We start from the raw sequence: 24,420 nt of genomic DNA on the forward strand, positions 1-24,420 counted from the left end.
GGTTTAGTCAGAGAAGCGCGGTGAACCTGATGTGCCTATGGAGGTTACTATGTCAAAACACTCACATTATAAAGATAAAAAAAAGTTCTATAAAAAAGTAGAACAATTTAAAGAGTTTCAAGAACGGATTTCGGTTCACTTTCAAAATGAAAAGCTTTTGTATCAAGCATTTACACATTCATCTTATGTGAATGAGCATCGGAAAAAGCCGTATGAAGATAATGAAAGGCTTGAATTTTTAGGTGACGCTGTTTTGGAACTGACGATCTCCAGATTCTTATTTGCCAAATACCCGGCTATGAGTGAAGGAGATTTGACGAAATTGAGAGCCGCAATTGTTTGCGAACCGTCTCTCGTTTCATTGGCTCACGAGCTGTCATTCGGCGATCTTGTCCTGTTGGGTAAAGGCGAGGAAATGACAGGCGGAAGAAAGCGTCCTGCTCTATTGGCGGATGTTTTTGAGGCATTTATCGGAGCCTTGTACCTTGACCAAGGATTAGAGCCGGTCGAAAGTTTCTTAAAAGTTTATGTGTTCCCTAAAATTAACGATGGTGCTTTTTCTCATGTGATGGATTTCAAAAGCCAGCTGCAGGAATACGTGCAGCGGGACGGCAAAGGCTCTCTGGAGTATAAAATCTCCAACGAAAAAGGACCTGCGCACAACCGTGAATTTGAAGCCATCGTATCTCTAAAAGGTGAACCACTCGGAGTCGGAAACGGCCGTTCAAAGAAAGAAGCCGAACAGCACGCTGCTCAGGAAGCTTTAGCTAAATTGCAAAAACACCATACGAAACAATAAAATCCCCCTTATGACTCAGGGGGATTTCAGTATGTATGCCGTCTTATTTGACCAATGTTTATGATAGAATTGAAATACTTATTACATAAGGAGGATCGCTATGTTCCTCAAACGTTTAGACGTTATAGGATTTAAATCATTTGCAGAACGGATTTCCGTAGACTTCGTTAAAGGCGTGACAGCAGTTGTCGGGCCGAACGGAAGCGGAAAAAGCAACATCACGGATGCCATTCGCTGGGTTCTCGGCGAACAATCGGCACGCTCTCTTCGCGGCGGAAAAATGGAAGACATCATTTTTGCCGGGAGTGATTCAAGAAAGCGATTAAATCTAGCTGAAGTTACGCTTACTCTTGATAATGATGATCATTTCTTGCCAATTGACTTCCACGAGGTGAGTGTCACAAGACGTGTGTACAGATCAGGTGAGAGTGAGTTTCTGATTAACAATCAGCCATGCCGCTTGAAAGATATTATTGATTTATTTATGGACTCTGGGCTTGGTAAAGAAGCATTTTCTATTATCAGCCAAGGGAAAGTGGAAGAGATCCTGAGCAGCAAAGCGGAGGATCGCCGCAGTATCTTTGAAGAAGCGGCCGGGGTGCTTAAATATAAAACGAGAAAGAAAAAAGCAGAAAATAAACTGTTTGAGACACAGGACAATCTAAATCGGGTAGAAGATATATTACATGAGCTTGAAGGACAGGTTGAACCTCTTAAAATTCAAGCTTCAATAGCGAAAGACTACCTTGAGAAAAAGAAAGAGCTGGAGCATGTTGAAATTGCGCTGACTGCCTATGATATCGAAGAGCTGCATGGTAAATGGTCGACTCTTAAAGAGAAAGTGCAGATGGCAAAAGAAGAAGAGCTTGCTGAATCGTCTGCTATTTCTGCGAAAGAAGCAAAGATTGAGGATACAAGGGACAAAATACAAGCGCTTGATGAGTCAGTAGATGAGCTCCAGCAAGTTTTACTGGTAACTAGTGAAGAACTGGAAAAGCTTGAAGGCCGTAAAGAAGTCCTGAAAGAACGAAAGAAAAACGCTGTGCAAAACCAAGAACAGCTTGAAGAAGCCATCGTTCAGTTCCAGCAAAAAGAAACGGTTCTGAAAGAAGAGCTTTCAAAGCAGGAAGCTGTCTTCGAAACGCTTCAGGCTGAGGTGAAGCAGTTAAGGGCGCAAGTAAAAGAAAAACAGCAGGCTCTCAGTCTTCACAATGAAAATGTCGAAGAGAAAATCGAGCAGCTGAAAAGTGATTATTTTGAGCTGTTAAACAGCCAGGCTTCGATACGCAACGAACTCCAGCTTCTTGATGACCAGATGTCCCAATCCGCTGTCACATTGCAGAGACTCGCGGACAACAATGAAAAGCACCTGCAGGAACGGCGTGATATTTCTGCGCGTAAAGCCGCATGTGAAACGGAATTCGCCCGAATTGAGCAGGAGATTCACAGTCAAGTCGGTGCATATCGTGATATGCAGACAAAATATGAGCAGAAAAAGCGCCAATACGAAAAAAATGAATCCGCTCTGTATCAGGCATACCAATACGTTCAGCAAGCGAGATCAAAAAAGGACATGCTTGAGACGATGCAGGGAGATTTTTCCGGCTTTTATCAAGGTGTTAAAGAAGTGCTAAAAGCGAAAGAGCGCCTTGGTGGAATTCGCGGAGCGGTTCTTGAGCTGATTTCTACAGAACAGAAGTATGAAACGGCCATTGAAATAGCGCTCGGCGCTTCTGCTCAGCATGTCGTGACCGACGATGAACAATCTGCCCGAAAAGCGATTCAATATTTAAAGCAGAATTCCTTCGGCCGGGCGACGTTTCTGCCTCTTTCTGTTATTAGAGACCGCCAGCTTCAAAGCCGTGACGCGGAAATAGCCGCCCGGCATTCATCATTTCTCGGGGTTGCCAGTGAACTTGTCACATTTGATTCTGCGTATCGAAGCGTCATCCAGAATCTTCTTGGAACCGTTCTGATCACAGAGGACTTAAAGGGTGCAAACGAGCTTGCGAAGCTTCTCGGGCACCGGTACCGCATCGTAACCCTTGAGGGAGATGTTGTGAACCCCGGTGGTTCAATGACGGGCGGCGCGGTTAAAAAGAAAAATAACTCCCTCCTCGGAAGAAGCCGGGAGCTAGAAGATGTGACGAAACGGCTCGCTGAAATGGAAGAGAAAACAGCTCTGCTTGAACAAGAGGTCAAAACCCTTAAGCACTCCATTCAGGATATGGAGAAAAAACTGGCTGACTTAAGAGAAACCGGGGAAGGCTTAAGGTTAAAGCAGCAGGATGTGAAAGGCCAGCTGTACGAACTTCAAGTTGCCGAGAAAAATATCAATACCCATTTAGAGCTCTATGATCAAGAAAAATCTGCTCTGTCAGAAAGCGATGAAGAGAGAAAAGTGCGCAAACGCAAGCTTGAAGAAGAGCTCTCTGCCGTATCTGAAAAGATGAAACAGCTTGAAGAGGACATAGACAAACTGACAAAACAAAAACAAACGCAATCCTCAACGAAAGAGTCTCTCTCCAACGAGCTGACTGAGCTGAAGATCGCAGCGGCCAAAAAAGAGCAGGCTTGCAAGGGGGAAGAGGACAACCTTGCCAGATTAAAGAAAGAGCTCACTGAAACAGAGCTTGCGTTAAAAGAAGCAAAAGAAGACTTAAGCTTCTTAACGTCAGAGATGTCATCTAGCACCAGCGGCGAAGAAAAGCTGGAAGAAGCAGCAAAACATAAATTGAATGACAAAACGAAAACGATCGAACTGATTGCATTAAGGCGCGATCAGCGCATCAAGCTTCAGCATGGACTTGATACGTATGAGCGTGAGCTGAAAGAAATGAAACGCCTGTATAAACAAAAAACAACGCTCTTAAAAGACGAAGAAGTCAAACTCGGACGAATGGAAGTCGAGCTTGATAATTTACTCCAATACTTACGGGAGGAATACAGCTTGTCCTTTGAGGGGGCAAAAGAGAAATATCAGCTTGAAACTGATCCAGAGGAAGCCAGAAAGCGCGTGAAGCTGATTAAACTCGCAATTGAAGAGCTGGGTACCGTGAACCTCGGAAGCATAGATGAGTTTGAGAGGGTCAACGAACGGTACAAGTTTCTGTCGGAACAAAAAGAAGATTTAACAGAAGCGAAAAATACCTTGTTCCAAGTGATTGAAGAAATGGATGAAGAAATGACGAAGCGCTTTAACGACACATTCGTCCAAATCCGCTCACACTTTGATCAAGTTTTCCGCTCCTTATTCGGAGGAGGGCGAGCTGAACTGAGGCTCACCGATCCTAACGATCTGCTTCATTCAGGAGTCGAGATTATCGCTCAGCCGCCGGGGAAAAAGCTGCAAAACTTAAACCTCCTGTCAGGCGGAGAGCGTGCGCTTACTGCTATAGCGCTCTTATTCTCAATCCTAAAGGTTCGTCCTGTGCCGTTTTGCGTCCTTGACGAAGTAGAGGCTGCGCTCGACGAAGCGAATGTGTTCCGGTTTGCGCAGTATTTAAAAAAATACAGCAGTGATACCCAGTTTATTGTGATTACCCACAGAAAAGGAACGATGGAGGAAGCGGATGTGCTTTATGGCGTAACCATGCAGGAATCCGGTGTTTCCAAGGTAATCTCCGTTAAGCTGGAAGAAACAAAAGAATTCGTTCAGTAACGAGGAAAGAGGTTAAAAGATGAGCTTTTTTAAAAAATTAAAAGAGAAAATCACAAAACAGACAGATTCCGTATCTGAAAAGTTTAAGGATGGCCTTGAAAAAACAAGAAACTCCTTTCAAAACAAAGTGAATGATCTTGTATCCCGTTACCGTAAAGTGGATGAGGATTTCTTCGAAGAGCTTGAAGAGGTTCTTATCAGCGCGGATGTCGGTTTTACAACCGTTATGGAATTAATAGATGAGCTGAAAAAAGAAGTCAAACGCAGAAATATTCAAGATCCAAAGGAAGTCCAGTCAGTGATTTCTGAGAAACTGGTCGAGATTTATAACAGCGGAGATGAGCAAATTTCAGAACTGAACATCCAGGATGGGCGTTTAAACGTAATCCTTCTGGTAGGTGTAAACGGCGTCGGGAAAACAACAACGATCGGAAAGCTTGCTCATAAAATGAAACAAGAAGGAAAATCTGTTGTACTTGCCGCCGGAGACACTTTCAGAGCGGGAGCCATTGAACAGCTGGAAGTATGGGGAGAGCGTACTGGAGTGCCTGTCATTAAGCAGACGGCCGGAAGCGATCCGGCGGCTGTCATCTACGATGCTGTTCATGCTGCGAAAGCAAGAAATGCCGATGTATTAATTTGTGATACGGCAGGTCGTCTCCAAAACAAAGTAAATCTCATGAAAGAGCTTGAAAAAGTAAAACGTGTTATCGAAAGAGAAGTTCCTGAAGCTCCGCATGAGGTGCTGCTTGCCCTTGATGCCACGACCGGCCAAAATGCAATGGCTCAGGCAAAAGAGTTCTCTAAAGCAACAAATGTTACCGGCATTGCCTTAACGAAGCTTGACGGTACGGCAAAGGGCGGTATCGTCCTTGCGATTCGCAACGAGCTTCACATCCCGGTTAAACTAGTCGGTTTAGGAGAAAAAGTTGATGATCTTCAGGAATTTGATCCAGAATCCTATGTGTACGGACTCTTTTCAGATTTAGTGGAAAAAGCCGACGATTAAGAAAAAGGCCTCAACATCTTGGGGCCTTTTCTTTTTTATCTTCTTACTTGATAGGCGAAATGATAAAGGCTGTTATCAGTGGAAACCAGTCTTGACTCACCAGAAAAAACTCTGAATGGGATGATGTCATAGTAATGAACGGAAACAGATGTGTAATACGTATAGTAACCAGCAGCTGGCCCCAAATACATTGGAACTTCAAATGTTCCGTTTGCATCAGTCGTTCCTGAAGCAGTTTGTGTTGTGTTTCCGACCTTCGTGTCTGCTTCAAATCTTACGGGCGCGTTTGGCACTGGCTGTCCGTTTTGGTCGAGTAATTTGCCGCTTACTGTAATATTGTACTTGACTCGCCAATATTGACCTTGTCCGTAATTGATTTTACCGTATACCCCTCCATCTGTGCTGATATTTGTGATTGAGGCCTTATAAGGTGCCTCAGCAGCGTCTGCTTGCTGTGCCGGGAAACCTATTGTAAACAGGGCTGCCAGACACAACATAAACAATAAACCGATTTTTTTCATAAAAATCCTCCTTAAAATAGGGTTCATATACAATATCGGAATAAATTGGATGATATTTAGCTTATTTTGGAAAAGGTTAATCGTCGCTTTGACAAGATAAAAACTTGACAGTGTCAATAAAACCGTGTAAACTAAGTTATCGTAAAGGGATTTGACTTAACAAAGGGGAGAGCTCAAATGTCACTCGAAAAGACAACGAGAATGAATTATCTGTTTGATTTTTATCAGTCGTTGTTGACGTCAAAACAGAAGAGCTATATGTCGCTTTATTATTTGGACGATTTCTCCCTAGGCGAAATAGCCGAAGAATATGAGGTTTCAAGACAAGCTGTTTATGATAACATCAAACGAACAGAAGCGATGCTTGAACAATATGAAGAAAAGCTGCTCCTTTTGAAAAAGTTTCAGGAGCGTAAAGAGATGTTTAATAAGCTGAAGGAGCTTGCTTCCGGTTCAAAAGAAGAGGAAGAAATTACAGCTCTGATTGAAGCGCTTGAGAAATTAGATTAGGAGGCGGCAAACTATGGCATTTGAAGGATTAGCCGACCGACTGCAGCAGACGATTTCTAAAATCCGCGGAAAAGGGAAAGTCAGCGAACAAGATGTAAAAGAGATGATGCGTGAGGTTCGTCTTGCGCTGCTTGAGGCTGACGTTAACTTTAAAGTAGTCAAAGATTTTGTCAAAAAAGTAAGTGAACGCGCTGTAGGCCAAGACGTCATGAAAAGTCTGACGCCCGGCCAGCAGGTCATTAAAGTTGTTCAAGAGGAACTGACTGAGCTGATGGGCGGCGAAGAGAGCAAAATCGCCGTCGCAAAAAGGCCGCCGACTGTTATTATGATGGTCGGTCTCCAAGGTGCCGGTAAAACGACAACAAGCGGTAAGCTTGCGAATCTGCTGCGCAAAAAGCATAATCGCAAACCGATGCTGGTTGCTGCCGATATTTACCGCCCAGCCGCAATTAAACAGCTGGAAACACTCGGCAAACAGCTTGATATGCCTGTTTTCTCTCTTGGCGATCAGGTCAGTCCTGTAGAAATAGCTAAACAGGCTATTGAGAAAGCCAAGGAAGAACATTATGACTACGTCATTTTGGATACGGCAGGGCGCTTGCATATCGACCATGAACTGATGGATGAACTGACCAACGTCAAAGAAATCGCGAATCCGGAAGAAATTTTCCTGGTTGTCGATTCAATGACCGGTCAGGACGCTGTGAATGTTGCCAAAAGCTTTAATGAACAGCTCGGTTTAACCGGTGTTGTGTTAACTAAGCTGGATGGAGACACACGCGGCGGGGCTGCGCTTTCTATTCGCGCTGTTACAAACACGCCAATTAAGTTCGCAGGTTTGGGCGAAAAGCTTGATGCGTTAGAGCCGTTCCATCCTGAACGCATGGCATCAAGGATTCTCGGCATGGGCGACGTGCTGACATTGATTGAAAAAGCACAGGCCAGCGTTGATGAAGACAAAGCCAAAGAGCTGGAACAAAAAATGAGAACGATGAGCTTCACATTGGACGATTTTCTGGAGCAGCTCGGGCAAGTCAGAAACATGGGGCCGCTTGATGAGCTTCTGCAAATGATGCCGGGTGCAGGTAAAATGAAAGGCCTGAAAAACATCCAAGTTGATGAAAAACAGCTGAATCATGTGGAAGCAATCATTAAATCAATGACTGTTCTTGAAAAAGAACAGCCGGATATCATCAATGCCAGCCGACGGAAGCGGATTGCAAAAGGAAGCGGGACATCCGTACAGGAAGTCAACCGTCTGCTTAAGCAGTTTGATGAAATGAAAAAAATGATGAAGCAGATGACAAACATGTCAAAAGGCAAGAAAAAAGGGTTTAAGCTACCTTTTATGTAATCGGTTATACATGATAAAACCGTTGTTAAGAAAAAACACTTTACAAACACTTTTATCATTGTTAATATACTATCTTGTTGAAATATTTTCGGAGGTGCTAGTAAAATGGCAGTAAAAATTCGTTTAAAACGTATGGGAGCAAAAAAATCTCCTTTCTATCGTATTGTTGTAGCAGATTCTCGTTCACCACGTGACGGCCGTTTCATCGAAACAGTCGGAACTTACAACCCGGTTGCAAAACCAGCGGAAGTAAAAATTGACGAAGAGCTTGCTCTTAAATGGCTTCAAACTGGAGCGAAACCATCTGATACAGTTCGCAACTTGTTCTCTAGCCAAGGAATCATGGAAAAATTCCACAACGCTAAACAAGGCAAGTAATGACTGATCAACACTTGGAAGATTTGATTGTCCACATTGTGACGCCGCTTGTTGATCATCCAGATGACATTTGCGTCATAAGAGAAGAAACCGATCAAAAGATTGCGCTGCGCTTATCTGTCCATAAGTCAGATACCGGTAAAGTTATCGGAAAGCAAGGCCGGACTGCAAAAGCGATTCGAACAGCTGTATTTGCAGCTGGCGCACAGTCTTCTAAGAAAGTTCAATTTGAAATATTTGACTAAAAGGGAGAGGGCCGGCACCTCCCCTTTTTTTACACGCAAAAAAAGGGTAAACTGATAGAAGCTTAGGCAAAATAGAAAAGCCTGGGCGAGTAAAAGTTTTAAAAGCGGGGAGCTTGGTGCGATGCAAATTATTCACCGTGTAGCCGTTATGCAAGTCTTAACCGAGTGCAGCAAAGAAAAGCTTTTAGCTTCTTTTGCCGAGAAGAAACAAATGCTTGAACGAGAATGCAGCCAGCTCTATTTTCAGCTTAGAAAACATGAGAAAGAACAGCAAAACCCTGATATGATTGAACAATTTAAAAAGGCAATAGAAAAGCGAAAAGATGATATAAAAATCATCGATTTTCAAATTGCTCAAGTACATACATTGCCGCTTGGCAGTGAGCTGAAAGAAAAGGAAGTCGATGCGCTGCTGACGATTGAAGCCGGGGATGACTGGCATGAGAAAACAGCAGCGAACACCATCGTCATAAAAGACGGAAAAGTAATTGAAATTCGCCAGAGGTGATCATATGACAAAGCGATGGTTTAATGTAGGCAAAATCGTAAATACCCACGGAATCAAAGGCGAAGTGCGGGTGATTTCAAAAACAGATTTTGCCGAAGAACGATACAAGCCGGGAAACACGCTGTATTTGTTTATGGACGGCCGTAACGAACCAGTGGAGGTAACGGTAAACACACATAGACTGCATAAGCAATTTCATCTCCTGCAGTTTAAAGAAAGACAAAACCTAAATGAAGTAGAAGAGCTGAAAAACGCAATCATTAAAGTTCCTGAAGAAGAATTAGGAGAGCTGAATGAGGGTGAATTTTATTTCCACGAAATTATTGGGTGTGAAGTATTTACTGAAGAAGGCGAACTCATCGGAAAGGTCAAAGAAATTTTGACGCCTGGAGCCAATGACGTTTGGGTCATCGGACGAAAAGGAAAAAAAGACGCACTCATTCCTTACATTGAATCAGTGGTTAAACATATCGATGTCAGGGAAAAGAAAATTGAGATTGAACTCATGGAAGGGTTAATAGACGAATGAAAATCGATTTTTTGACGCTGTTTCCCGAAATGTTTGAAGGCGTGCTCGGCTCATCGATTCTTCAAAAAGCCCAGGAAAAAGATGCGGTGCAGTTTCAAGTCGTAAATTTCCGGGAGTACTCTGATAACAAGCACAATACTGTTGATGATTATCCTTATGGCGGCGGGGCAGGCATGGTTCTCAAGCCCCAGCCTGTTTTTGACGCGGTCGAGGACCTGACATCAAAGGCAGCCGCTGCTCCGCGTATTATCCTCGTATGCCCGCAAGGTGAGCGTTTTACCCAAAAAAAAGCCGAGCAATTAGCTAAGGAAGAGCATTTGCTGTTCATTTGCGGCCACTATGAAGGCTATGATGAACGCATTCGCGAGCACTTGGTAACGGATGAAATATCAATTGGCGACTTTGTTCTGACGGGCGGTGAGCTCCCTGCAATGATGATCGCAGACAGTGTGGTCAGACTGCTTCCGGGCGTACTGGGTAAAGAGGCTTCCCATATTGAGGATTCCTTCAGCACCGGACTTTTAGAGCACCCGCATTATACAAGACCGGCAGATTACAAAGGTTTAAAAGTGCCTGAAACACTCTTGTCAGGAAACCATGCAAAAATTGAAGAATGGCGGAATAAAGAATCGATCAGAAGGACCTACCTAAGACGTCCGGATCTGTTGAAAGACTACCCGCTTACAGAGCAGCAAAGAAAGTGGATTTCTGAATGGGAAAAAGAATAGATTTTATTGCATAGGCTATGAAATTGTGATAAGATACTACTTGTGGCTTAAGCGGGCTTATCCGCTGCAAGCTTGAAAACGATGTTCCGCTGTGCCGGTTTTTGTGGCCAAGAGCATCTGTTGGAAGGAGTTGAAAACGATGCAAAAACTAATTGAAGATATCACAAAAGAACAGCTTCGTACTGATCTTCCTGCGTTCCGTCCTGGTGACACTTTACGTGTACACGTTAAAGTTGTTGAGGGTAACCGTGAGCGTATCCAGATCTTTGAAGGTGTTGTGATTAAGCGTCGTGGTGGTGGAATCAGCGAAACGTTCACAGTTCGTAAGATTTCTTACGGTGTTGGCGTTGAACGTACTTTCCCTGTACACACACCAAAAATCGCGAAAATCGAAGTTGTACGTTACGGTAAAGTACGCCGTGCTAAACTTTACTATCTGCGTGAACTTCGCGGAAAAGCGGCTCGTATTAAAGAGATCAGACGATAATGATAACGAACGAAAAGAGCTTGTTACCTGTAACAAGCTCTTTTTTTATACAGAATTTGAAAATGCCGGACAGGCATCGTAAAATACATAAAGGACAACAATGAATCATGCATACTGAAGATAAAGGCGGTGTTCGTGTCACATGACAATTCAATGGTTCCCGGGCCATATGGCAAAAGCAAGAAGGGAAGTAACCGAAAAATTAAAATTAATCGATATCGTATATGAATTGGTAGATGCCAGAATTCCAATGTCATCAAGAAACCCAATGATTGAAGATATTCTAAAAAACAAGCCGCGAATTATGCTGTTAAACAAGGCTGACAAAGCAGATGCGGCAGTTACACAGCGGTGGAAAGAGCACTTTGAGAACCAGGGGATCCGCTCTCTGTCTATTAATTCTGTAAATGGACAAGGGTTAAATCAAATTGTGCCTGCATCAAAAGAGATCCTCCAAGAAAAATTTGACCGGATGCGTGCGAAAGGTGTGAAACCGAGAGCGATTCGCGCTTTGATTATCGGCATTCCAAACGTCGGAAAATCAACGCTCATCAACCGGCTTGCAAAGAAAAACATAGCAAAAACGGGAGACAGACCTGGCATTACGACTTCTCAACAGTGGGTCAAAGTTGGGAAAGAATTAGAGCTATTAGATACACCGGGGATTTTGTGGCCTAAATTTGAGGATGAGCTTGTCGGTTTGAGACTTGCAGTCACTGGGGCTATTAAAGACTCGATTATCAATTTGCAGGACGTGGCCGTGTTTGGTCTTCGTTTTCTCGAAGAACATTACCCAGAACGGCTTAAAGAGCGTTATGGCCTTGAGGAGATCCCAGAGGACATTGCTGAGCTGTTTGATGCAATAGGTGAAAAGCGGGGCTGTCTCATGAGCGGTGGGCTCATTAACTACGATAAGACGACTGAAGTCATCATTCGCGATATTCGCACTGAAAAGTTCGGCAGGCTGTCATTTGAACAGCCGACGATGTAAAGGCGCGCAGAAATGCGGGTCTTTATTTTTTCTTGGCTGAACCGATACATACAGTAAGGGAGAAGAGAAAGTGAATACATTAACCGTAAAGGACATTAAAGACCGTTTGCAGGAAGTGAAGGATGCACAAGACCCATTTATTGCCCAATGCGAAAACGACCCGAGAAAAAGCGTTCAAACGCTTGTAGAGCAATGGCTTAAAAAGCAAGCGAAAGAAAAAGCGCTGAAAGAACAATGGGTGAATATGACTTCCTATGAAAGGCTGGCAAGAAACAAAGGATTTCGCTTGATTGCAGGTGTTGACGAGGTCGGCCGGGGGCCATTGGCAGGACCAGTTGTCGCCAGCGCAGTCATCCTTCCAGAGGAATGTGAAATACTTGGGCTGACAGACTCCAAAAAGCTTTCAGAGAAAAAACGCGAGGAATATTACGAGCTTATTATGAAGGAAGCACTGGCGGTCGGGATAGGAATTGTAGAAGCTACTGTGATTGATGAGATCAATATATATGAAGCTTCAAAAATGGCAATGGTGAGAGCGATACAGGATTTGTCGGATACACCTGATTATTTGCTTGTTGACGCAATGACACTTCCGCTCGACACGGCTCAGGCGTCAATTATAAAAGGCGATGCCAAAAGCGTGTCTATTGCGGCAGGTGCGTGTATCGCAAAAGTGACGAGGGACCGAATGATGAGCGCTTATGCCGAAACGTATCCCATGTACGGCTTTGAAAAAAATAAAGGCTATGGGACAAAAGAACATTTGGAAGCTCTCGCTGCATACGGCCCAACTGAATTGCACCGCAAAACTTTCGCTCCTGTTCAATCTTTCAGATAAATCACCATGGACAAGGAGGCACCTTTTTAAAATGAACATACGAAATGATGTGCAAAAGGCGCTGCAGCACCTTTTCGGGCGTACAGCCGTCCCGCAGGAAACATCAAAAGTAAACGAAGCGCTAAACGGGGAGAAGCGTCTCCTCTTAGGAAAAGTGCTTCGTTTACTAGGAGATCAGCATGCTCTGATTCAAGTCGGCAATCAAACTGTTCAGGGAAAACTTGAAACTCAGCTTCGTCCTCAGGCATACTATTGGTTTTCCTACGAAAAAAAAACGGCAGAACAAGCAGGCCGTCTTCAGGTCGTTCAAAGCTTTGATCAAAATCCTAAAACCATTCAGGATGCAGCTGGCAAGCTTTTAAATGCCTTGTCAGTGAAGACGTCAAACGCAGCTCTCATGATGACAGGAGCGATGCTGAAGAGCAAAACACCCGTAACAGAAAATGATATCAAAACAGCTGTCCGCTGGATGGACACGCTGCCTTCGCAAGACACAAAAAAAGCAGTTGAAACGGTTCTCTTCGCTTTAAAGCGTGATCTTCCCATTCACTACGAGATTTTAAATGGTGTTCACGCTGTGAAATCGCCTGTTCCGTTGCATCAGCACGTATCCCAGCTGCTACAGGCAATCGACCAAAACCCTCAGCAGAGCCAAATGATGTCAAAGCTAAAGGAAGCAATTACGGTGCTTTTAAATAGTGAAATCGATGTCCATGCAGAACGGCTGATTGATAAGCTTATTTCTTTAACCGACAATACGAAAGCACCTTCTCCGACGAATACAGCTGGAAGCAGGGAGCTTAGCACACCAGCTGGCTCCCCCGGAAAAGCCAGCCTGCCGATTGCAAATCACACAGCAGAACAGGGAAGTATACAAGAAGAGCCTGTTAAAACAGCAGCAGACATTCCAATTAAAGAAGCCCGCCAGCTGCTGGTGAAGCTGACGGAATCTGCTGAAAAAAACAGTCTCCAAATTGTTAAAGAAGCAGCAAATTGGATTAAAGCGGCTGCTTCATCGGGTGATAGTAAGTCACTTGCAGCTTCAGCTGTTTTACAAGCGGCACAAGTCACAGACCAGGAAGCCGAAGTCTTTTTAAAGGCTGTTCAGCAGACAGCACCCCATTTGGCGGATAAGGCAGATGTTCTTTCTTTCTTATCCAAAGTGAAAACGGCAATCGGCGCAAGGGACGAGGTTGCGTTCATTAAAGCGTTTGAACAAGGAAGCGCAGTCACATCTGGCGAAATGCAATCCATCAAGCTGGCTCTTTCTGCCTTAAGAGCATCGCATGAGGTAGCCGAACCAGTCAAACAAGAAGCCGATCAGCTTTTTCATAAATTAAATGGCCAGCTTTTCATGCAGCAGGACCATCCATCATACAGCCAAATTGTAATGTCATTTCCGATGTTTTCGAAGTCAGGGGTTCAGGACATGACTGTTCTGTTTAAAGGAAAGAAAGAAGCGGATGGAAAGCTTGATCCTTCCCATTGCCGCCTTTTGTTTTTGCTGCAGCTTGATACACTAAAAGAAACCGTCGTTGATTGCTTGGTACAGCAAAAAGTCATGACCATTACAATAGAGACTGATTTCGAGCTGCAGGCTGCGATCGATCCGATGGTGCCCGCGCTTAAACAGGGGCTAAAGGAAATGGGGTACAGCCTTTCAGGGGTAAACGCTAAAAAAAGGGTTCACACCGAAGAAAAGGCTTCAATCGATCAATATATAACAAGTATCAGTGATCAGGAAGTGGATGTGAAAATATGAAAGAGCAGACACCGATCAGAAAAGCTGTTGCTCTCCATTATGACGAACAAAAAGACAAGGCGCCGAGAGTGATTGCCACAGGGAAGGGCCATGTAGCTGACAACATTATCAAAGAAGCGAAAAAAGCAGGGGTCCCGATTCAAGAAGATCGGACCCTTGTCGAATTAATGCGCCATTTGACGGTAGATGATCAAATTCCTGAAGCTCTTTATGAAACGGTAGCCGAGATTTTTTCATTCATTTACAAATTGGACGAAAGCGTAAAAAACAAAAAATAGCTAAAATATTCCCCATCCTCCTTTGAAATTTATGTTTTTAATAAAGTAAAAGTTTGAATGTTTAGAAGGATTAAAAGATTTTGCATCGAACTGTAGACAATTCTTCCAGTATTATTATAGAATGAAAGCGCAGTCTATTTTAGTTTTGTTACATAAGTTAGGAGGATGGGAAATGAATATCCATGAGTACCAGGGAAAAGAAGTCCTCAGAAAATATGGGGTATCTGTTCCTGAAGGTAAAGTGGCTTTTACAGCAGAAGAAGCAGTTGAGAGTGCAAAGAGCTTATCCAGCTCGGTTTATGTCGTAAAGGCTCAAATTCATGCTGGCGGTCGAGGCAAAGCTGGTGGGGTAAAAATAGCAAAATCATTAGACGAAGTAAAAGCGTATGCCGAAGAACTATTAGGTAAGACCCTAGTTACACATCAGACGGGTCCGGACGGCCAAGTAATAAAACGCTTACTTATTGAAGAAGGCTGCGATATTAAAAAAGAATATTACATCGGTCTAGTGCTTGACCGCGCCACTTCAAGAATCGTTTTGATGGCTTCTGAAGAAGGCGGAACGGAAATTGAAGAGGTTGCGGAGAAAACACCGGAAAAAATCAAAAAAGCTGTCATTGATCCGGCTGTTGGCCTTCAAGGCTATCAAGCCAGAGAAATTGCATTCGCTATTAATATTCCAAAAGAGCTCGTGGGAAAAGCTGCTAAATTTATGCTTGGACTATATAAAGCGTTTGTTGAGAAAGACTGCTCAATCGCCGAAATCAATCCGCTTGTTGTTACCGGCGACGGAAATGTGATGGCGCTTGATGCAAAATTGAATTTTGACAGCAATGCGTTGTACCGACAAAAGGACATTATGGAATACAGAGATTTGGATGAAGAAGATCCGAAAGAAATTGAAGCGTCCAAATATGATCTAAGCTACATTTCCCTTGATGGAAATATCGGCTGTATGGTAAACGGCGCGGGGCTTGCAATGTCCACGATGGATATTATCAAGCATTATGGAGGAGAACCGGCCAACTTCCTTGATGTGGGCGGCGGTGCAACCGCTGAAAAAGTCACGGAAGCATTTAAAATCATTCTTTCTGATCAAAACGTTAAAGGGATTTTTGTCAACATTTTCGGCGGCATTATGAAATGTGATGTCATCGCAGAAGGGGTTGTTGAAGCGACTAGACAAGTTGGTTTGACATTGCCGCTTGTCGTCCGTCTTGAAGGCACAAACGTGGATCTAGGGAAGAAAATCCTTAGTGAATCAGGATTAAACATTACATCTGCGGAATCAATGGCTGACGGCGCGCAGAAAATCGTATCCTTAGTTTAAGAAAGAATGAAAGGCAGGGGACCAAATAATGAGTGTTTTCATTAATAAAGATACAAGAGTTATTGTGCAAGGGATTACAGGTTCTACCGCTTTATTTCATACGAAGCAGATGCTTGAATACGGCACAAATATCGTTGGCGGTGTAACACCTGGAAAAGGCGGAACAGAAGCGGAAGGTGTTCCTGTATTTAATACAGTGGCTGAAGCAGTTCAAACGACCGGCGCTAACGCGTCTGTTATATATGTGCCCGCACCGTTTGCAGCTGATGCGATTATGGAAGCGGTAGATGCGGAGCTTGATCTCGTGATTTGTATCACAGAACATATCCCGGTTTTGGATATGGTGAAGGTCAAACGCTTCATGGAAGGCAAGAAAACGAGACTGATAGGGCCGAACTGTCCTGGTGTCATTACGCCTGAAGAATGTAAAATCGGCATTATGCCCGGATACATCCATAAAAAGGGTCATGTAGGCGTTGTATCACGTTCAGGGACATTAACATACGAAGCGGTGCACCAGCTCTCAGAAGCGGGTGTAGGGCAATCTACAGCTGTTGGAATCGGTGGCGACCCTGTAAATGGAACAAACTTTATTGACGTTTTAAAAGCGTTTAACGAAGATCCTGACACACACGCAGTCATCATGATTGGCGAAATCGGCGGTACTGCCGAAGAGGAAGCGGCAGAGTGGGTAAAAGCCAACATGACAAAACCGGTAGTCGGTTTTATCGGCGGTAAAACAGCACCTCCTGGGAAGCGCATGGGGCATGCAGGCGCCATTATTTCCGGCGGAAAAGGGACAGCTGATGAAAAAATCAAAACCCTTAATGCATGCGGAATCGAAGTTGCAGAGACACCTTCTGTCATGGGTGAAACCTTAATCAAGGTGCTGAAAGAGAAGAACTTGTTCGAAACTTGTAAAACGCATTAATAAAAAAGGGACAGCCGTCAAGGCTGTTCCTGCTTTTTCTAACAAAAGGAGGTCAATCTATTGGATCAGGCTGCTGCCTGCCTAACGATTTGCAGAATCAATCAATTATTATCCCCATCCCTTCTATTAAAATGGTGGAAAGCCGATCCGTCTATGTCGCTGACATCACCCGTGTTACAAACGGTTACTCGTGATCAAATAAAAGCAGCTGCATTAAAAAACGAAATAGAACAACTTTATCCAAAGCTCCCGCGTGTACTTGCTGCTTATCGTGAGCAAGGCATTAACACCATCCCTATTTCTTCAAAGCAATATCCTTTCTGGCTTAAAAGCATTTATGATCCCCCTGCCGTACTGTTTGCAAAAGGTGATATGACTCTTCTTTCGAAAGGGAGAAAAATTGGAATTGTAGGGACAAGAAATCCAACAGCTTATGGGAAACAAGTTGTCAATCATCTTACAAAAGAGATCTGTCGTAAAGGTTGGGTGATTGTCAGCGGACTGGCGTCTGGGATAGACGGAATGTCCCATGCTGCAAGTATTAAGGCGAAGGGGCGGACAATTGGCGTCATTGCAGGCGGATTTCAACACATTTATCCCCGAGAAAACCTTCAGTTAGCAGATCACATGGCTAAACACCATATCCTGCTGTCAGAGCACCCACCTGAAACTAAACCCCAAAAATGGCATTTCCCTATGAGAAACCGTATTATCAGCGGACTAAGTGAAGGCGTTATTGTCGTTCAGGGCAAAGAAAAAAGCGGTTCGCTGATTACTGCCTATCAAGCATTGGAACAAGGGAGAGAGGTATTTGCCGTACCCGGTTCATTGTTTGACCCTTACGCCGGAGGTCCTATAAAACTGATCCAGCAGGGGGCTAAAGCCATATGGTCAGCAGAGGATATTTTCGAGGAACTTCCTGAGCGAAACGTTCAATATACGGAACCCTTTTGAATTATCGTTTGACAAACGGTATTGTAATATTTAATAATAGTGAGGATTTAAAGTTGCATATTGTTTTCTATTTAATTAATGACGTTCATGATAAAGAATGAAATGTTGAAAGCCAAATAAAGACAGCTGCAAAAATAAAATTGAAATATCTTGAAAAGAGAGAGAACACCTCTTGAGGGGGATGAAAATGTCTGATTATCTAGTCATCGTGGAATCGCCCGCTAAGGCGAAAACGATTGAACGTTACTTAGGTAAAAAATATAAAGTAAAAGCATCAATGGGACATGTCCGGGATCTTCCAAAAAGTCAAATGGGAGTTGACATAGAACAGAATTTTGAACCGAAATATATTACCATTCGAGGTAAAGGCCCGGTATTAAAAGAGCTGAAAACGGCTGCGAAAAAAGCCAAAAAAGTGTATCTCGCAGCTGACCCCGACAGAGAAGGGGAAGCGATTGCATGGCATTTGGCACACAGTCTTGATTTAGATCTCAACTCAGACTGCCGTGTGGTGTTTAACGAAATTACAAAAGACGCTATTAAGGAATCGTTTAAGCATCCCCGCATGATCAATATGGATTTAGTGGATGCACAGCAAGCGAGACGTATTTTAGACAGGCTTGTCGGATATAAAATCAGTCCAATCTTATGGAAAAAAGTCAAAAAAGGGCTTAGCGCAGGACGCGTGCAATCCGTTGCCCTCCGTTTGATTATTGACCGTGAAAAAGAGATTAACGACTTTAAGCCTGAGGAATATTGGACAATTGACGGTACGTTCTTAAAAGGTCAAGAAACCTTTGAAGCGAGCTTTTTCGGGAAAAACGGCAAAAAACTTCCTTTAAATAGTGAAGCTGATGTAAAAGAGATTCTTTCTCAGCTCAAAGGGAATCAATATACAGTTGAAAAAGTAACCAAAAAGGAACGCAAACGTAATCCTGCTTTGCCTTTTACCACTTCTACCCTGCAGCAGGAAGCGGCTCGCAAGCTCAATTTCAGAGCGAAGAAAACGATGATGATTGCACAGCAATTATATGAAGGAATTGATTTAGGAAGAGAAGGAACGGTTGGTCTGATCACGTATATGAGAACGGATTCAACCCGTATTTCAAATACGGCTGTTGATGAAGCAGCTGCATTTATTGATCAGACATATGGAAAAGAGTTCCTAGGCGGAAAACGGAAGCCTGCGAAAAAGAATGAAAATGCCCAGGATGCCCACGAAGCAATTCGGCCGACATCAGTTCTTAGAAAACCAAGTGAATTAAAAGCAGTCCTCGGCAGAGACCAAATGAGACTGTATAAATTAATTTGGGAGCGTTTTGTTGCCAGCCAAATGGCACCGGCTGTTCTCGATACAATGAGTGTCGACCTGACAAACAACGGTTTGACATTTCGTGCAAATGGAAGTAAAGTCAAGTTTTCCGGGTTTATGAAGGTGTATGTTGAAGGAAAAGACGATCAAATGGAAGAAAAAGACCGGATGCTGCCTGACTTACAAGAAGGCGACACGGTATTATCAAAAGATATAGAACCTGAGCAGCATTTTACCCAGCCGCCTCCGCGATATACTGAGGCCCGGCTTGTTAAAACCCTTGAAGAACGCGGTATCGGCCGTCCATCCACATATGCTCCGACACTTGATACTATTCAGCGGCGCGGCTACGTGGCATTGGATAATAAACGTTTCGTTCCGACTGAATTAGGTCAGATCGTTCTTGACTTGATCATGGAGTTTTTCCCTGAGATCATTAACGTTGAGTTTACAGCTAAAATGGAGAGAGATCTTGATCATGTTGAAGAAGGAAATACCGAATGGGTCAAGATTATCGATAATTTCTACACCGATTTTGAAAAACGCGTCAAAAAAGCCGAATCGGAAATGAAGGAAGTTGAGATTGAACCAGAGTATGCTGGAGAGGATTGTGAATTGTGCAGTTCTCCAATGGTATATAAAATGGGACGGTACGGTAAATTCTTAGCTTGCTCCAACTTCCCTGACTGCCGGAACACGAAACCGATTGTGAAACAAATCGGTGTGAAGTGCCCGAGCTGCGGAGAAGGAAACATTGTTGAGCGAAAATCGAAAAAGAAACGGGTGTTTTACGGCTGTGACCGTTATCCGGACTGTGAATTCGTATCATGGGACAAACCAATTGAACGAAAATGCCCGAAATGCAGAAAAATGCTCGTCGAGAAAAAACTCAAAAAAGGTATACAAGTCCAATGCGTGGAATGCGATTATAAGGAAGAACCACAGAAGTAGCGGTGAGCAGGGTCTTGCTCACCTTCTTTGTGTGTTAAAAGAAGGCCTTGAATAATAAACTAGGAGATGTGAAAGATGAACCAACAAACAGTGAATGTAATCGGAGCCGGACTCGCAGGAAGTGAAGCAGCATGGCAGCTTGCCAAACGTGGGATTCAAGTCAAATTGTATGAAATGCGGCCAGTTAAACAAACGCCTGCGCATCATACAGATAAATTTGCTGAGCTTGTCTGCAGCAACTCTCTTCGCTCTAATACACTTGCTAACGCTGTCGGTGTATTAAAGGAAGAAATGCGTGCGCTTGATTCAGCCATTATCGCTGCGGCTGACGAATGTTCGGTGCCTGCCGGGGGCGCTCTTGCAGTAGACCGTCATGAATTTGCCGCAAGTGTGACAAATCGGGTGAAAAATCATCCAAACGTAACCGTTATTAATGAAGAAGTGACTGAAATTCCTGAAGGCCCTACTATCATCGCAACGGGTCCGTTAACATCTGAATCGCTGTCTGCCCAGCTGAAGGAGCTGACTGGAGAGGACTATTTATATTTTTATGACGCAGCGGCGCCAATTGTAGAAAAAGACAGCCTTGATATGGATAAAGTGTACCTAAAATCCCGTTATGATAAAGGTGAAGCAGCATATTTGAACTGCCCGATGACAGAAGAAGAGTTTGACCGTTTTCATGAAGCATTAACATCAGCAGAAACAGTGCCGTTAAAAGAATTTGAAAAAGAGATTTTCTTTGAAGGCTGCATGCCGATTGAAGTTATGGCAAAACGGGGTAAGAAAACAATGCTTTTCGGTCCGATGAAACCGGTTGGTCTAGAGCATCCTGTTACAGGAAAACGCCCTTATGCCGTCGTTCAGCTCAGACAGGATGATGCTGCGGGAACACTTTATAATATTGTAGGATTCCAGACACATTTAAAATGGGGAGACCAAAAGGAAGTTCTCAAGTTGATTCCAGGACTTGAAAATGTAGAAATCGTCAGATATGGCGTGATGCATAGAAACACATTTATTAACTCTCCAAGCCTGTTAAAGCCGACTTATCAATTTAAAAACCGCAGTGATCTGTTCTTTGCAGGCCAAATGACGGGAGTAGAAGGATATGTGGAATCAGCTGCCTCAGGACTTGTAGCAGGCATTAATGCGGCGAAGCTTGTATTGGGAGAAGAGCTTGTGATCTTCCCTCAGGAAACAGCAATTGGCAGTATGGCACATTATATTACAACAACAAACCAGAAGAACTTCCAGCCGATGAATGCAAACTTTGGGCTTTTGAAAGAATTGCCAGTTAAAATTAAAAATAAAAAAGAACGAAATGAACAATACGCGAACCGTGCGATTGAAACAATTCAAACAATTTCGAAAACAATATAGGTATTGATTGCAACCTGAGCGCGATTTGTGATACCATTTAAAAGCCCTTCCTGGGGAGGTATTAGGCATGGAGAATGTTAAGAATTTCGTAAAGTTATTCGTTGAATATTTACAAATTGAAAAAAATTATTCACAATATACTATTGTGAATTATGTGGATTCAATTGAAGAATTCGAGACTTTCCTGCGCGTTCAAGGTATAAATGGATTTGAAGAAGCTGCATATCAAGATACTAGGATTTTTTTGACAGAAGCCTATGAAAAAGGTTTATCGAGAAGAACAATAAGCAAAAAGATATCTGCATTAAGAAGCTTTTATAAGTTTCTGATGCGGGAAAAGCTTATTGAAGAAAATCCGTTTCAGCTTGTTCATCTGCCAAAACAGGAGAAACGGATACCGAAGTTTCTATATCAAAAAGAGCTTGAGGAGCTGTTTGAAGTTTCAGATATAAGCCAGCCGGCCGGAATGAGGGATCAAGCGCTGTTAGAGCTGCTCTATGCCACCGGAATGAGGGTCAGTGAATGCTGTTCCATAACTATTAACGACGTTGATTTATTTATGGACACTGTGCTTGTTCACGGTAAAGGCAAGAAGCAGCGCTATATCCCCTTTGGGTCTTATGCCCGCGAAGCGTTGAAGGTATACATGAATAGCGGAAGACAGTGCTTGCTGATGAAGGCAAAAGAACCTCATGATCTATTATTCGTAAATCAAAGAGGCGGACCGCTTACAGCCCGTGGCATCAGACATATTTTAAGCGGGCTTGTTCAAAAAGCGTCAAGCACTTTACATATCCATCCGCATATGCTTCGACATACGTTCGCCACGCATCTGTTAAATGAAGGAGCGGATTTGAGAAGCGTTCAAGAACTGCTCGGGCATTCCAATCTGTCTTCTACACAGATATACACGCACGTTTCGAAGGAAATGTTGAGAAACACATATATGTCTCACCATCCAAGAGCATTTAAGAAAAATTAAAGGAGGCCCTTTATGTCATCTTTTCATGCGACCACAATATTTGCCGTACAGCATAAAGGACGAAGCGCTATGTCCGGAGACGGCCAAGTAACATTTGGTCAGGCTGTTGTCATGAAACACACGGCACGGAAAGTGAGAAAACTGTTTAACGGCAAAGTTCTTGCTGGTTTTGCGGGATCTGTTGCAGACGCTTTCACTTTATTCGAAAAGTTTGAAGCTAAGCTTGAAGAATATAACGGCAACTTAAAACGGGCGGCTGTTGAGCTTGCGAAGGAATGGCGCAGTGATAAAGTGCTAAGAAAGCTCGAAGCCATGCTGATTGTTATGAATCAGGATACTTTGCTTCTCGTATCGGGAACAGGCGAGGTGATCGAACCAGATGACGGCATTCTCGCGATTGGATCAGGAGGCAATTACGCTTTGGCAGCGGGAAGAGCACTGAAAAAGCATGCCGGTGAAAGCATGTCTGCAAGTGAGATTGCCAGAGCCGCGTTAGAAACAGCAGGCGAAATTTGTGTTTACACGAACGATCAAATCATACTGGAAGAGCTTGAATAGAAAGGACTTGAGGCGCATGGAAAAAAAACCGTTAACTCCTAGACAGATTGTAGATCGGTTAGACCAATATATTGTCGGTCAGCAAAATGCGAAAAAAGCTGTCGCCGTGGCATTAAGAAACCGCTATAGAAGAAGTCTTCTGGATGAAAAGCTGAAGGACGAGGTCGTTCCGAAAAACATTTTAATGATGGGTCCTACCGGCGTCGGGAAAACTGAAATTGCCAGACGAATCGCTAAGCTTTCAGGTGCGCCATTTATCAAAATTGAAGCTACTAAATTTACCGAAGTCGGCTATGTAGGCAGAGATGTTGAATCAATGGTCAGAGATCTTGTGGAGACTTCTGTTCGGCTTATAAAAGAAGAGAAAATGAATGAAGTAAAGGAACAGGCAGAAGAAAATGCAAACAAACGCATTGTTCGTCTGTTAGTTCCTGGGAAGAAAAAACAATCTGGCGTTAAAAATCCGTTTGAAATGTTTTTTGGAGGCAGCCAGCCGAATGGTGAAGATGAGGCGGAGAGCCAGGAAGAAGCAAACATCGAAGAAAAAAGAAAACGAATGGCGCATCAGCTGGCTTTAGGAGAGCTCGAAGACTACTATGTAACAGTAGAAGTCGAAGAGCAGCAGCCTTCTATGTTTGACATGCTGCAGGGCTCGGGTATGGAGCAGATGGGTATGAACATGCAGGATGCGCTGAGCGGATTAATGCCAAAGAAAAAGAAGCGGCGCAAAATGACAGTCAGAGAAGCCAGAAAAGTCCTGACGAATGAAGAAGCAAGCAAACTCATCGATATGGATGAAGTCGGCCAGGAAGCTGTTCAGAGAGCAGAAGAGAGCGGGATTATCTTTATCGATGAGATTGATAAAATCGCAAAGAACGGCGGTGCATCTTCTTCTGCCGATGTTTCAAGAGAAGGCGTTCAGCGGGATATCCTTCCGATTGTTGAAGGTTCTACCGTTGTCACAAAATATGGTTCTGTAAAAACAGACCATGTATTATTTATTGCAGCAGGAGCGTTTCATATGGCCAAACCGTCTGATTTGATTCCTGAGCTGCAGGGGCGTTTCCCGATTCGTGTAGAACTGAACAAACTCACGGTAGACGACTTCGTGAGAATTTTGGTTGAGCCGGATAATGCGCTGCTGAAACAATATCAGGCATTATTGCAGACAGAAGGTATATCTCTTGAATTTTCTGACGAAGCTATTCATAAGATTGCTGAAGTTGCTTATCATGTGAACCAGGACACAGATAATATCGGTGCGAGACGCCTTCATACAATACTTGAACGCCTATTAGAAGATTTGTCGTTTGAAGCTCCAGATGTAACGATGGAGAAAATAACGATTACACCACAGTATGTCGAAGAAAAGCTCGGAACGATAGCCAAAAACAAAGATTTAAGTCAATTTATATTGTGAA

24 protein-coding genes are annotated in these 24,420 nt (G+C 43.5%); 23 read left to right on the forward strand and 1 reads right to left on the reverse strand.

Translation table 11 applies throughout. The features are described 5' to 3' along the window. Positions 1-49: 49 nt before the first annotated feature. The 3 genes from rncS (at position 50) to ftsY (ending at position 5,469) form a co-directional block, all read left to right on the forward strand. Positions 50-799 (forward strand): ribonuclease III, encoded by a 750-nt coding sequence (gene rncS, locus NSQ83_RS08780; RefSeq protein WP_003232030.1) that lies wholly within the window; start codon positions 50-52, stop codon positions 797-799. Between the two features lie 100 nt (positions 800-899). After that, positions 900-4,460 carry a chromosome segregation protein SMC gene (gene smc, locus NSQ83_RS08785; RefSeq protein WP_080529313.1) on the forward strand — a complete coding sequence of 1,187 codons (3,561 nt, stop codon included), beginning with the start codon at positions 900-902 and terminating at the stop codon, positions 4,458-4,460. A gap of 19 nt (positions 4,461-4,479) precedes the next feature. Next, a complete protein-coding gene (gene ftsY / locus NSQ83_RS08790; RefSeq protein WP_003232026.1) occupies positions 4,480-5,469 on the forward strand; it encodes a signal recognition particle-docking protein FtsY in 990 nt (329 codons plus the stop codon). Between the two features lie 35 nt (positions 5,470-5,504). Here ftsY and NSQ83_RS08795 read toward each other — a convergent pair whose 3' ends face one another. Then, on the reverse strand, positions 5,505-5,990 hold the full coding sequence (locus tag NSQ83_RS08795) for an Ig-like domain-containing protein (RefSeq protein ID WP_003245834.1): 486 nt from the start codon (positions 5,988-5,990) through the stop codon (positions 5,505-5,507). A 177-nt stretch (positions 5,991-6,167) separates the two neighbouring features. Here NSQ83_RS08795 and NSQ83_RS08800 point away from each other — a divergent pair, with 177 nt between their 5' ends. The 20 genes from NSQ83_RS08800 (at position 6,168) to hslU (ending at position 24,419) form a co-directional block, all read left to right on the forward strand. Beyond that, positions 6,168-6,500, forward strand: a complete 333-nt coding sequence (locus NSQ83_RS08800) for a putative DNA-binding protein (protein ID WP_003238590.1) — start codon at positions 6,168-6,170, stop codon at positions 6,498-6,500. 13 nt (positions 6,501-6,513) lie between these two features. Beyond that, the gene (gene ffh / locus NSQ83_RS08805; RefSeq protein ID WP_003232020.1) at positions 6,514-7,854 is read left to right on the forward strand and encodes a signal recognition particle protein; all 1,341 of its coding nucleotides are present in this window, start codon (positions 6,514-6,516) and stop codon (positions 7,852-7,854) included. Positions 7,855-7,959: 105 nt separating this feature from the next. Further along, positions 7,960-8,232 carry a 30S ribosomal protein S16 gene (gene rpsP, locus NSQ83_RS08810; RefSeq protein ID WP_003220815.1) on the forward strand — a complete coding sequence of 91 codons (273 nt, stop codon included), beginning with the start codon at positions 7,960-7,962 and terminating at the stop codon, positions 8,230-8,232. Then, positions 8,232-8,477, forward strand: a complete 246-nt coding sequence (locus tag NSQ83_RS08815) for a KH domain-containing protein (protein ID WP_080529314.1) — start codon at positions 8,232-8,234, stop codon at positions 8,475-8,477. The genes rpsP and NSQ83_RS08815 overlap by 1 nt, the downstream gene beginning before the upstream one ends. Positions 8,478-8,598: 121 nt before the next feature. Beyond that, positions 8,599-8,985, forward strand: a complete 387-nt coding sequence (locus NSQ83_RS08820; protein WP_032721548.1) for a YlqD family protein — start codon at positions 8,599-8,601, stop codon at positions 8,983-8,985. A 4-nt stretch (positions 8,986-8,989) separates the two neighbouring features. Then, positions 8,990-9,514 carry a ribosome maturation factor RimM gene (rimM, locus tag NSQ83_RS08825; RefSeq protein ID WP_003232013.1) on the forward strand — a complete coding sequence of 175 codons (525 nt, stop codon included), beginning with the start codon at positions 8,990-8,992 and terminating at the stop codon, positions 9,512-9,514. After that, positions 9,511-10,242, forward strand: a complete 732-nt coding sequence (gene trmD / locus NSQ83_RS08830; RefSeq protein ID WP_003232011.1) for a tRNA (guanosine(37)-N1)-methyltransferase TrmD — start codon at positions 9,511-9,513, stop codon at positions 10,240-10,242. The genes rimM and trmD overlap by 4 nt, the downstream gene beginning before the upstream one ends. A gap of 139 nt (positions 10,243-10,381) precedes the next feature. Beyond that, positions 10,382-10,729, forward strand: coding sequence for a 50S ribosomal protein L19 (gene rplS / locus NSQ83_RS08835; RefSeq protein ID WP_003220825.1), 348 nt, complete (start codon positions 10,382-10,384; stop codon positions 10,727-10,729). A gap of 142 nt (positions 10,730-10,871) precedes the next feature. After that, the gene (gene ylqF, locus NSQ83_RS08840; RefSeq protein ID WP_041057465.1) at positions 10,872-11,720 is read left to right on the forward strand and encodes a ribosome biogenesis GTPase YlqF; all 849 of its coding nucleotides are present in this window, start codon (positions 10,872-10,874) and stop codon (positions 11,718-11,720) included. 70 nt (positions 11,721-11,790) lie between these two features. Then, positions 11,791-12,558, forward strand: coding sequence for a ribonuclease HII (rnhB, locus tag NSQ83_RS08845; protein WP_029317794.1), 768 nt, complete (start codon positions 11,791-11,793; stop codon positions 12,556-12,558). 31 nt (positions 12,559-12,589) lie between these two features. After that, positions 12,590-14,320, forward strand: a complete 1,731-nt coding sequence (locus NSQ83_RS08850) for a hypothetical protein (protein ID WP_198878773.1) — start codon at positions 12,590-12,592, stop codon at positions 14,318-14,320. Then, positions 14,317-14,598: a FlhB-like flagellar biosynthesis protein gene (locus tag NSQ83_RS08855; protein ID WP_003232001.1), complete on the forward strand. Its 282-nt coding sequence runs from the start codon at positions 14,317-14,319 to the stop codon at positions 14,596-14,598. Before NSQ83_RS08850 ends, NSQ83_RS08855 begins: the two co-directional genes overlap by 4 nt. Positions 14,599-14,770: 172 nt before the next feature. Then, complete coding sequence (gene sucC, locus NSQ83_RS08860) at positions 14,771-15,928, forward strand: ADP-forming succinate--CoA ligase subunit beta (protein ID WP_003244732.1); 1,158 nt, start codon at positions 14,771-14,773, stop codon at positions 15,926-15,928. Between the two features lie 28 nt (positions 15,929-15,956). Beyond that, positions 15,957-16,859 carry a succinate--CoA ligase subunit alpha gene (gene sucD / locus NSQ83_RS08865; RefSeq protein ID WP_003238566.1) on the forward strand — a complete coding sequence of 301 codons (903 nt, stop codon included), beginning with the start codon at positions 15,957-15,959 and terminating at the stop codon, positions 16,857-16,859. Between the two features lie 60 nt (positions 16,860-16,919). Continuing rightward, on the forward strand, positions 16,920-17,813 hold the full coding sequence (gene dprA, locus NSQ83_RS08870; protein WP_198878774.1) for a DNA-processing protein DprA: 894 nt from the start codon (positions 16,920-16,922) through the stop codon (positions 17,811-17,813). A 187-nt stretch (positions 17,814-18,000) separates the two neighbouring features. Then, a complete protein-coding gene (gene topA, locus NSQ83_RS08875) occupies positions 18,001-20,076 on the forward strand; it encodes a type I DNA topoisomerase (protein WP_198878775.1) in 2,076 nt (691 codons plus the stop codon). A gap of 75 nt (positions 20,077-20,151) precedes the next feature. Continuing rightward, positions 20,152-21,459, forward strand: coding sequence for an FADH(2)-oxidizing methylenetetrahydrofolate--tRNA-(uracil(54)-C(5))-methyltransferase TrmFO (gene trmFO / locus NSQ83_RS08880; RefSeq protein WP_003244725.1), 1,308 nt, complete (start codon positions 20,152-20,154; stop codon positions 21,457-21,459). A 67-nt stretch (positions 21,460-21,526) separates the two neighbouring features. Then, positions 21,527-22,441 (forward strand): tyrosine recombinase XerC, encoded by a 915-nt coding sequence (xerC, locus tag NSQ83_RS08885; protein WP_003231988.1) that lies wholly within the window; start codon positions 21,527-21,529, stop codon positions 22,439-22,441. A gap of 12 nt (positions 22,442-22,453) precedes the next feature. Next, on the forward strand, positions 22,454-22,999 hold the full coding sequence (gene clpQ, locus NSQ83_RS08890) for an ATP-dependent protease subunit ClpQ (protein WP_003238555.1): 546 nt from the start codon (positions 22,454-22,456) through the stop codon (positions 22,997-22,999). 7 nt (positions 23,000-23,006) lie between these two features. Then, positions 23,007-24,419 (forward strand): HslU--HslV peptidase ATPase subunit, encoded by a 1,413-nt coding sequence (gene hslU, locus NSQ83_RS08895; protein ID WP_256683486.1) that lies wholly within the window; start codon positions 23,007-23,009, stop codon positions 24,417-24,419. The last annotated feature ends 1 nt before the right edge of the window (position 24,420 follow it).

The sequence above is a fragment of the Bacillus sp. PS217 genome, from assembly GCF_037963535.1.
Classification (GTDB): domain Bacteria; phylum Bacillota; class Bacilli; order Bacillales; family Bacillaceae; genus Bacillus; species Bacillus subtilis.

What these genes read in the sequence shown, in the direction of transcription:
- rncS (WP_003232030.1), top strand. Translation starts at nt 50, where the DNA reads ATGTCAAAACACTCACATTATAAAGATAAAAAAAAGTTCTATAAAAAA.
- smc (WP_080529313.1), top strand. Translation starts at nt 900, where the DNA reads ATGTTCCTCAAACGTTTAGACGTTATAGGATTTAAATCATTTGCAGAA.
- ftsY (WP_003232026.1), top strand. Translation starts at nt 4,480, where the DNA reads ATGAGCTTTTTTAAAAAATTAAAAGAGAAAATCACAAAACAGACAGAT.
- NSQ83_RS08795 (WP_003245834.1), bottom strand. Translation starts at nt 5,990, where the DNA reads ATGAAAAAAATCGGTTTATTGTTTATGTTGTGTCTGGCAGCCCTGTTT.
- NSQ83_RS08800 (WP_003238590.1), top strand. Translation starts at nt 6,168, where the DNA reads ATGTCACTCGAAAAGACAACGAGAATGAATTATCTGTTTGATTTTTAT.
- ffh (WP_003232020.1), top strand. Translation starts at nt 6,514, where the DNA reads ATGGCATTTGAAGGATTAGCCGACCGACTGCAGCAGACGATTTCTAAA.
- rpsP (WP_003220815.1), top strand. Translation starts at nt 7,960, where the DNA reads ATGGCAGTAAAAATTCGTTTAAAACGTATGGGAGCAAAAAAATCTCCT.
- NSQ83_RS08815 (WP_080529314.1), top strand. Translation starts at nt 8,232, where the DNA reads ATGACTGATCAACACTTGGAAGATTTGATTGTCCACATTGTGACGCCG.
- NSQ83_RS08820 (WP_032721548.1), top strand. Translation starts at nt 8,599, where the DNA reads ATGCAAATTATTCACCGTGTAGCCGTTATGCAAGTCTTAACCGAGTGC.
- rimM (WP_003232013.1), top strand. Translation starts at nt 8,990, where the DNA reads ATGACAAAGCGATGGTTTAATGTAGGCAAAATCGTAAATACCCACGGA.
- trmD (WP_003232011.1), top strand. Translation starts at nt 9,511, where the DNA reads ATGAAAATCGATTTTTTGACGCTGTTTCCCGAAATGTTTGAAGGCGTG.
- rplS (WP_003220825.1), top strand. Translation starts at nt 10,382, where the DNA reads ATGCAAAAACTAATTGAAGATATCACAAAAGAACAGCTTCGTACTGAT.
- ylqF (WP_041057465.1), top strand. Translation starts at nt 10,872, where the DNA reads ATGACAATTCAATGGTTCCCGGGCCATATGGCAAAAGCAAGAAGGGAA.
- NSQ83_RS08850 (WP_198878773.1), top strand. Translation starts at nt 12,590, where the DNA reads ATGAACATACGAAATGATGTGCAAAAGGCGCTGCAGCACCTTTTCGGG.
- NSQ83_RS08855 (WP_003232001.1), top strand. Translation starts at nt 14,317, where the DNA reads ATGAAAGAGCAGACACCGATCAGAAAAGCTGTTGCTCTCCATTATGAC.
- sucC (WP_003244732.1), top strand. Translation starts at nt 14,771, where the DNA reads ATGAATATCCATGAGTACCAGGGAAAAGAAGTCCTCAGAAAATATGGG.
- sucD (WP_003238566.1), top strand. Translation starts at nt 15,957, where the DNA reads ATGAGTGTTTTCATTAATAAAGATACAAGAGTTATTGTGCAAGGGATT.
- topA (WP_198878775.1), top strand. Translation starts at nt 18,001, where the DNA reads ATGTCTGATTATCTAGTCATCGTGGAATCGCCCGCTAAGGCGAAAACG.
- trmFO (WP_003244725.1), top strand. Translation starts at nt 20,152, where the DNA reads ATGAACCAACAAACAGTGAATGTAATCGGAGCCGGACTCGCAGGAAGT.
- xerC (WP_003231988.1), top strand. Translation starts at nt 21,527, where the DNA reads ATGGAGAATGTTAAGAATTTCGTAAAGTTATTCGTTGAATATTTACAA.
- clpQ (WP_003238555.1), top strand. Translation starts at nt 22,454, where the DNA reads ATGTCATCTTTTCATGCGACCACAATATTTGCCGTACAGCATAAAGGA.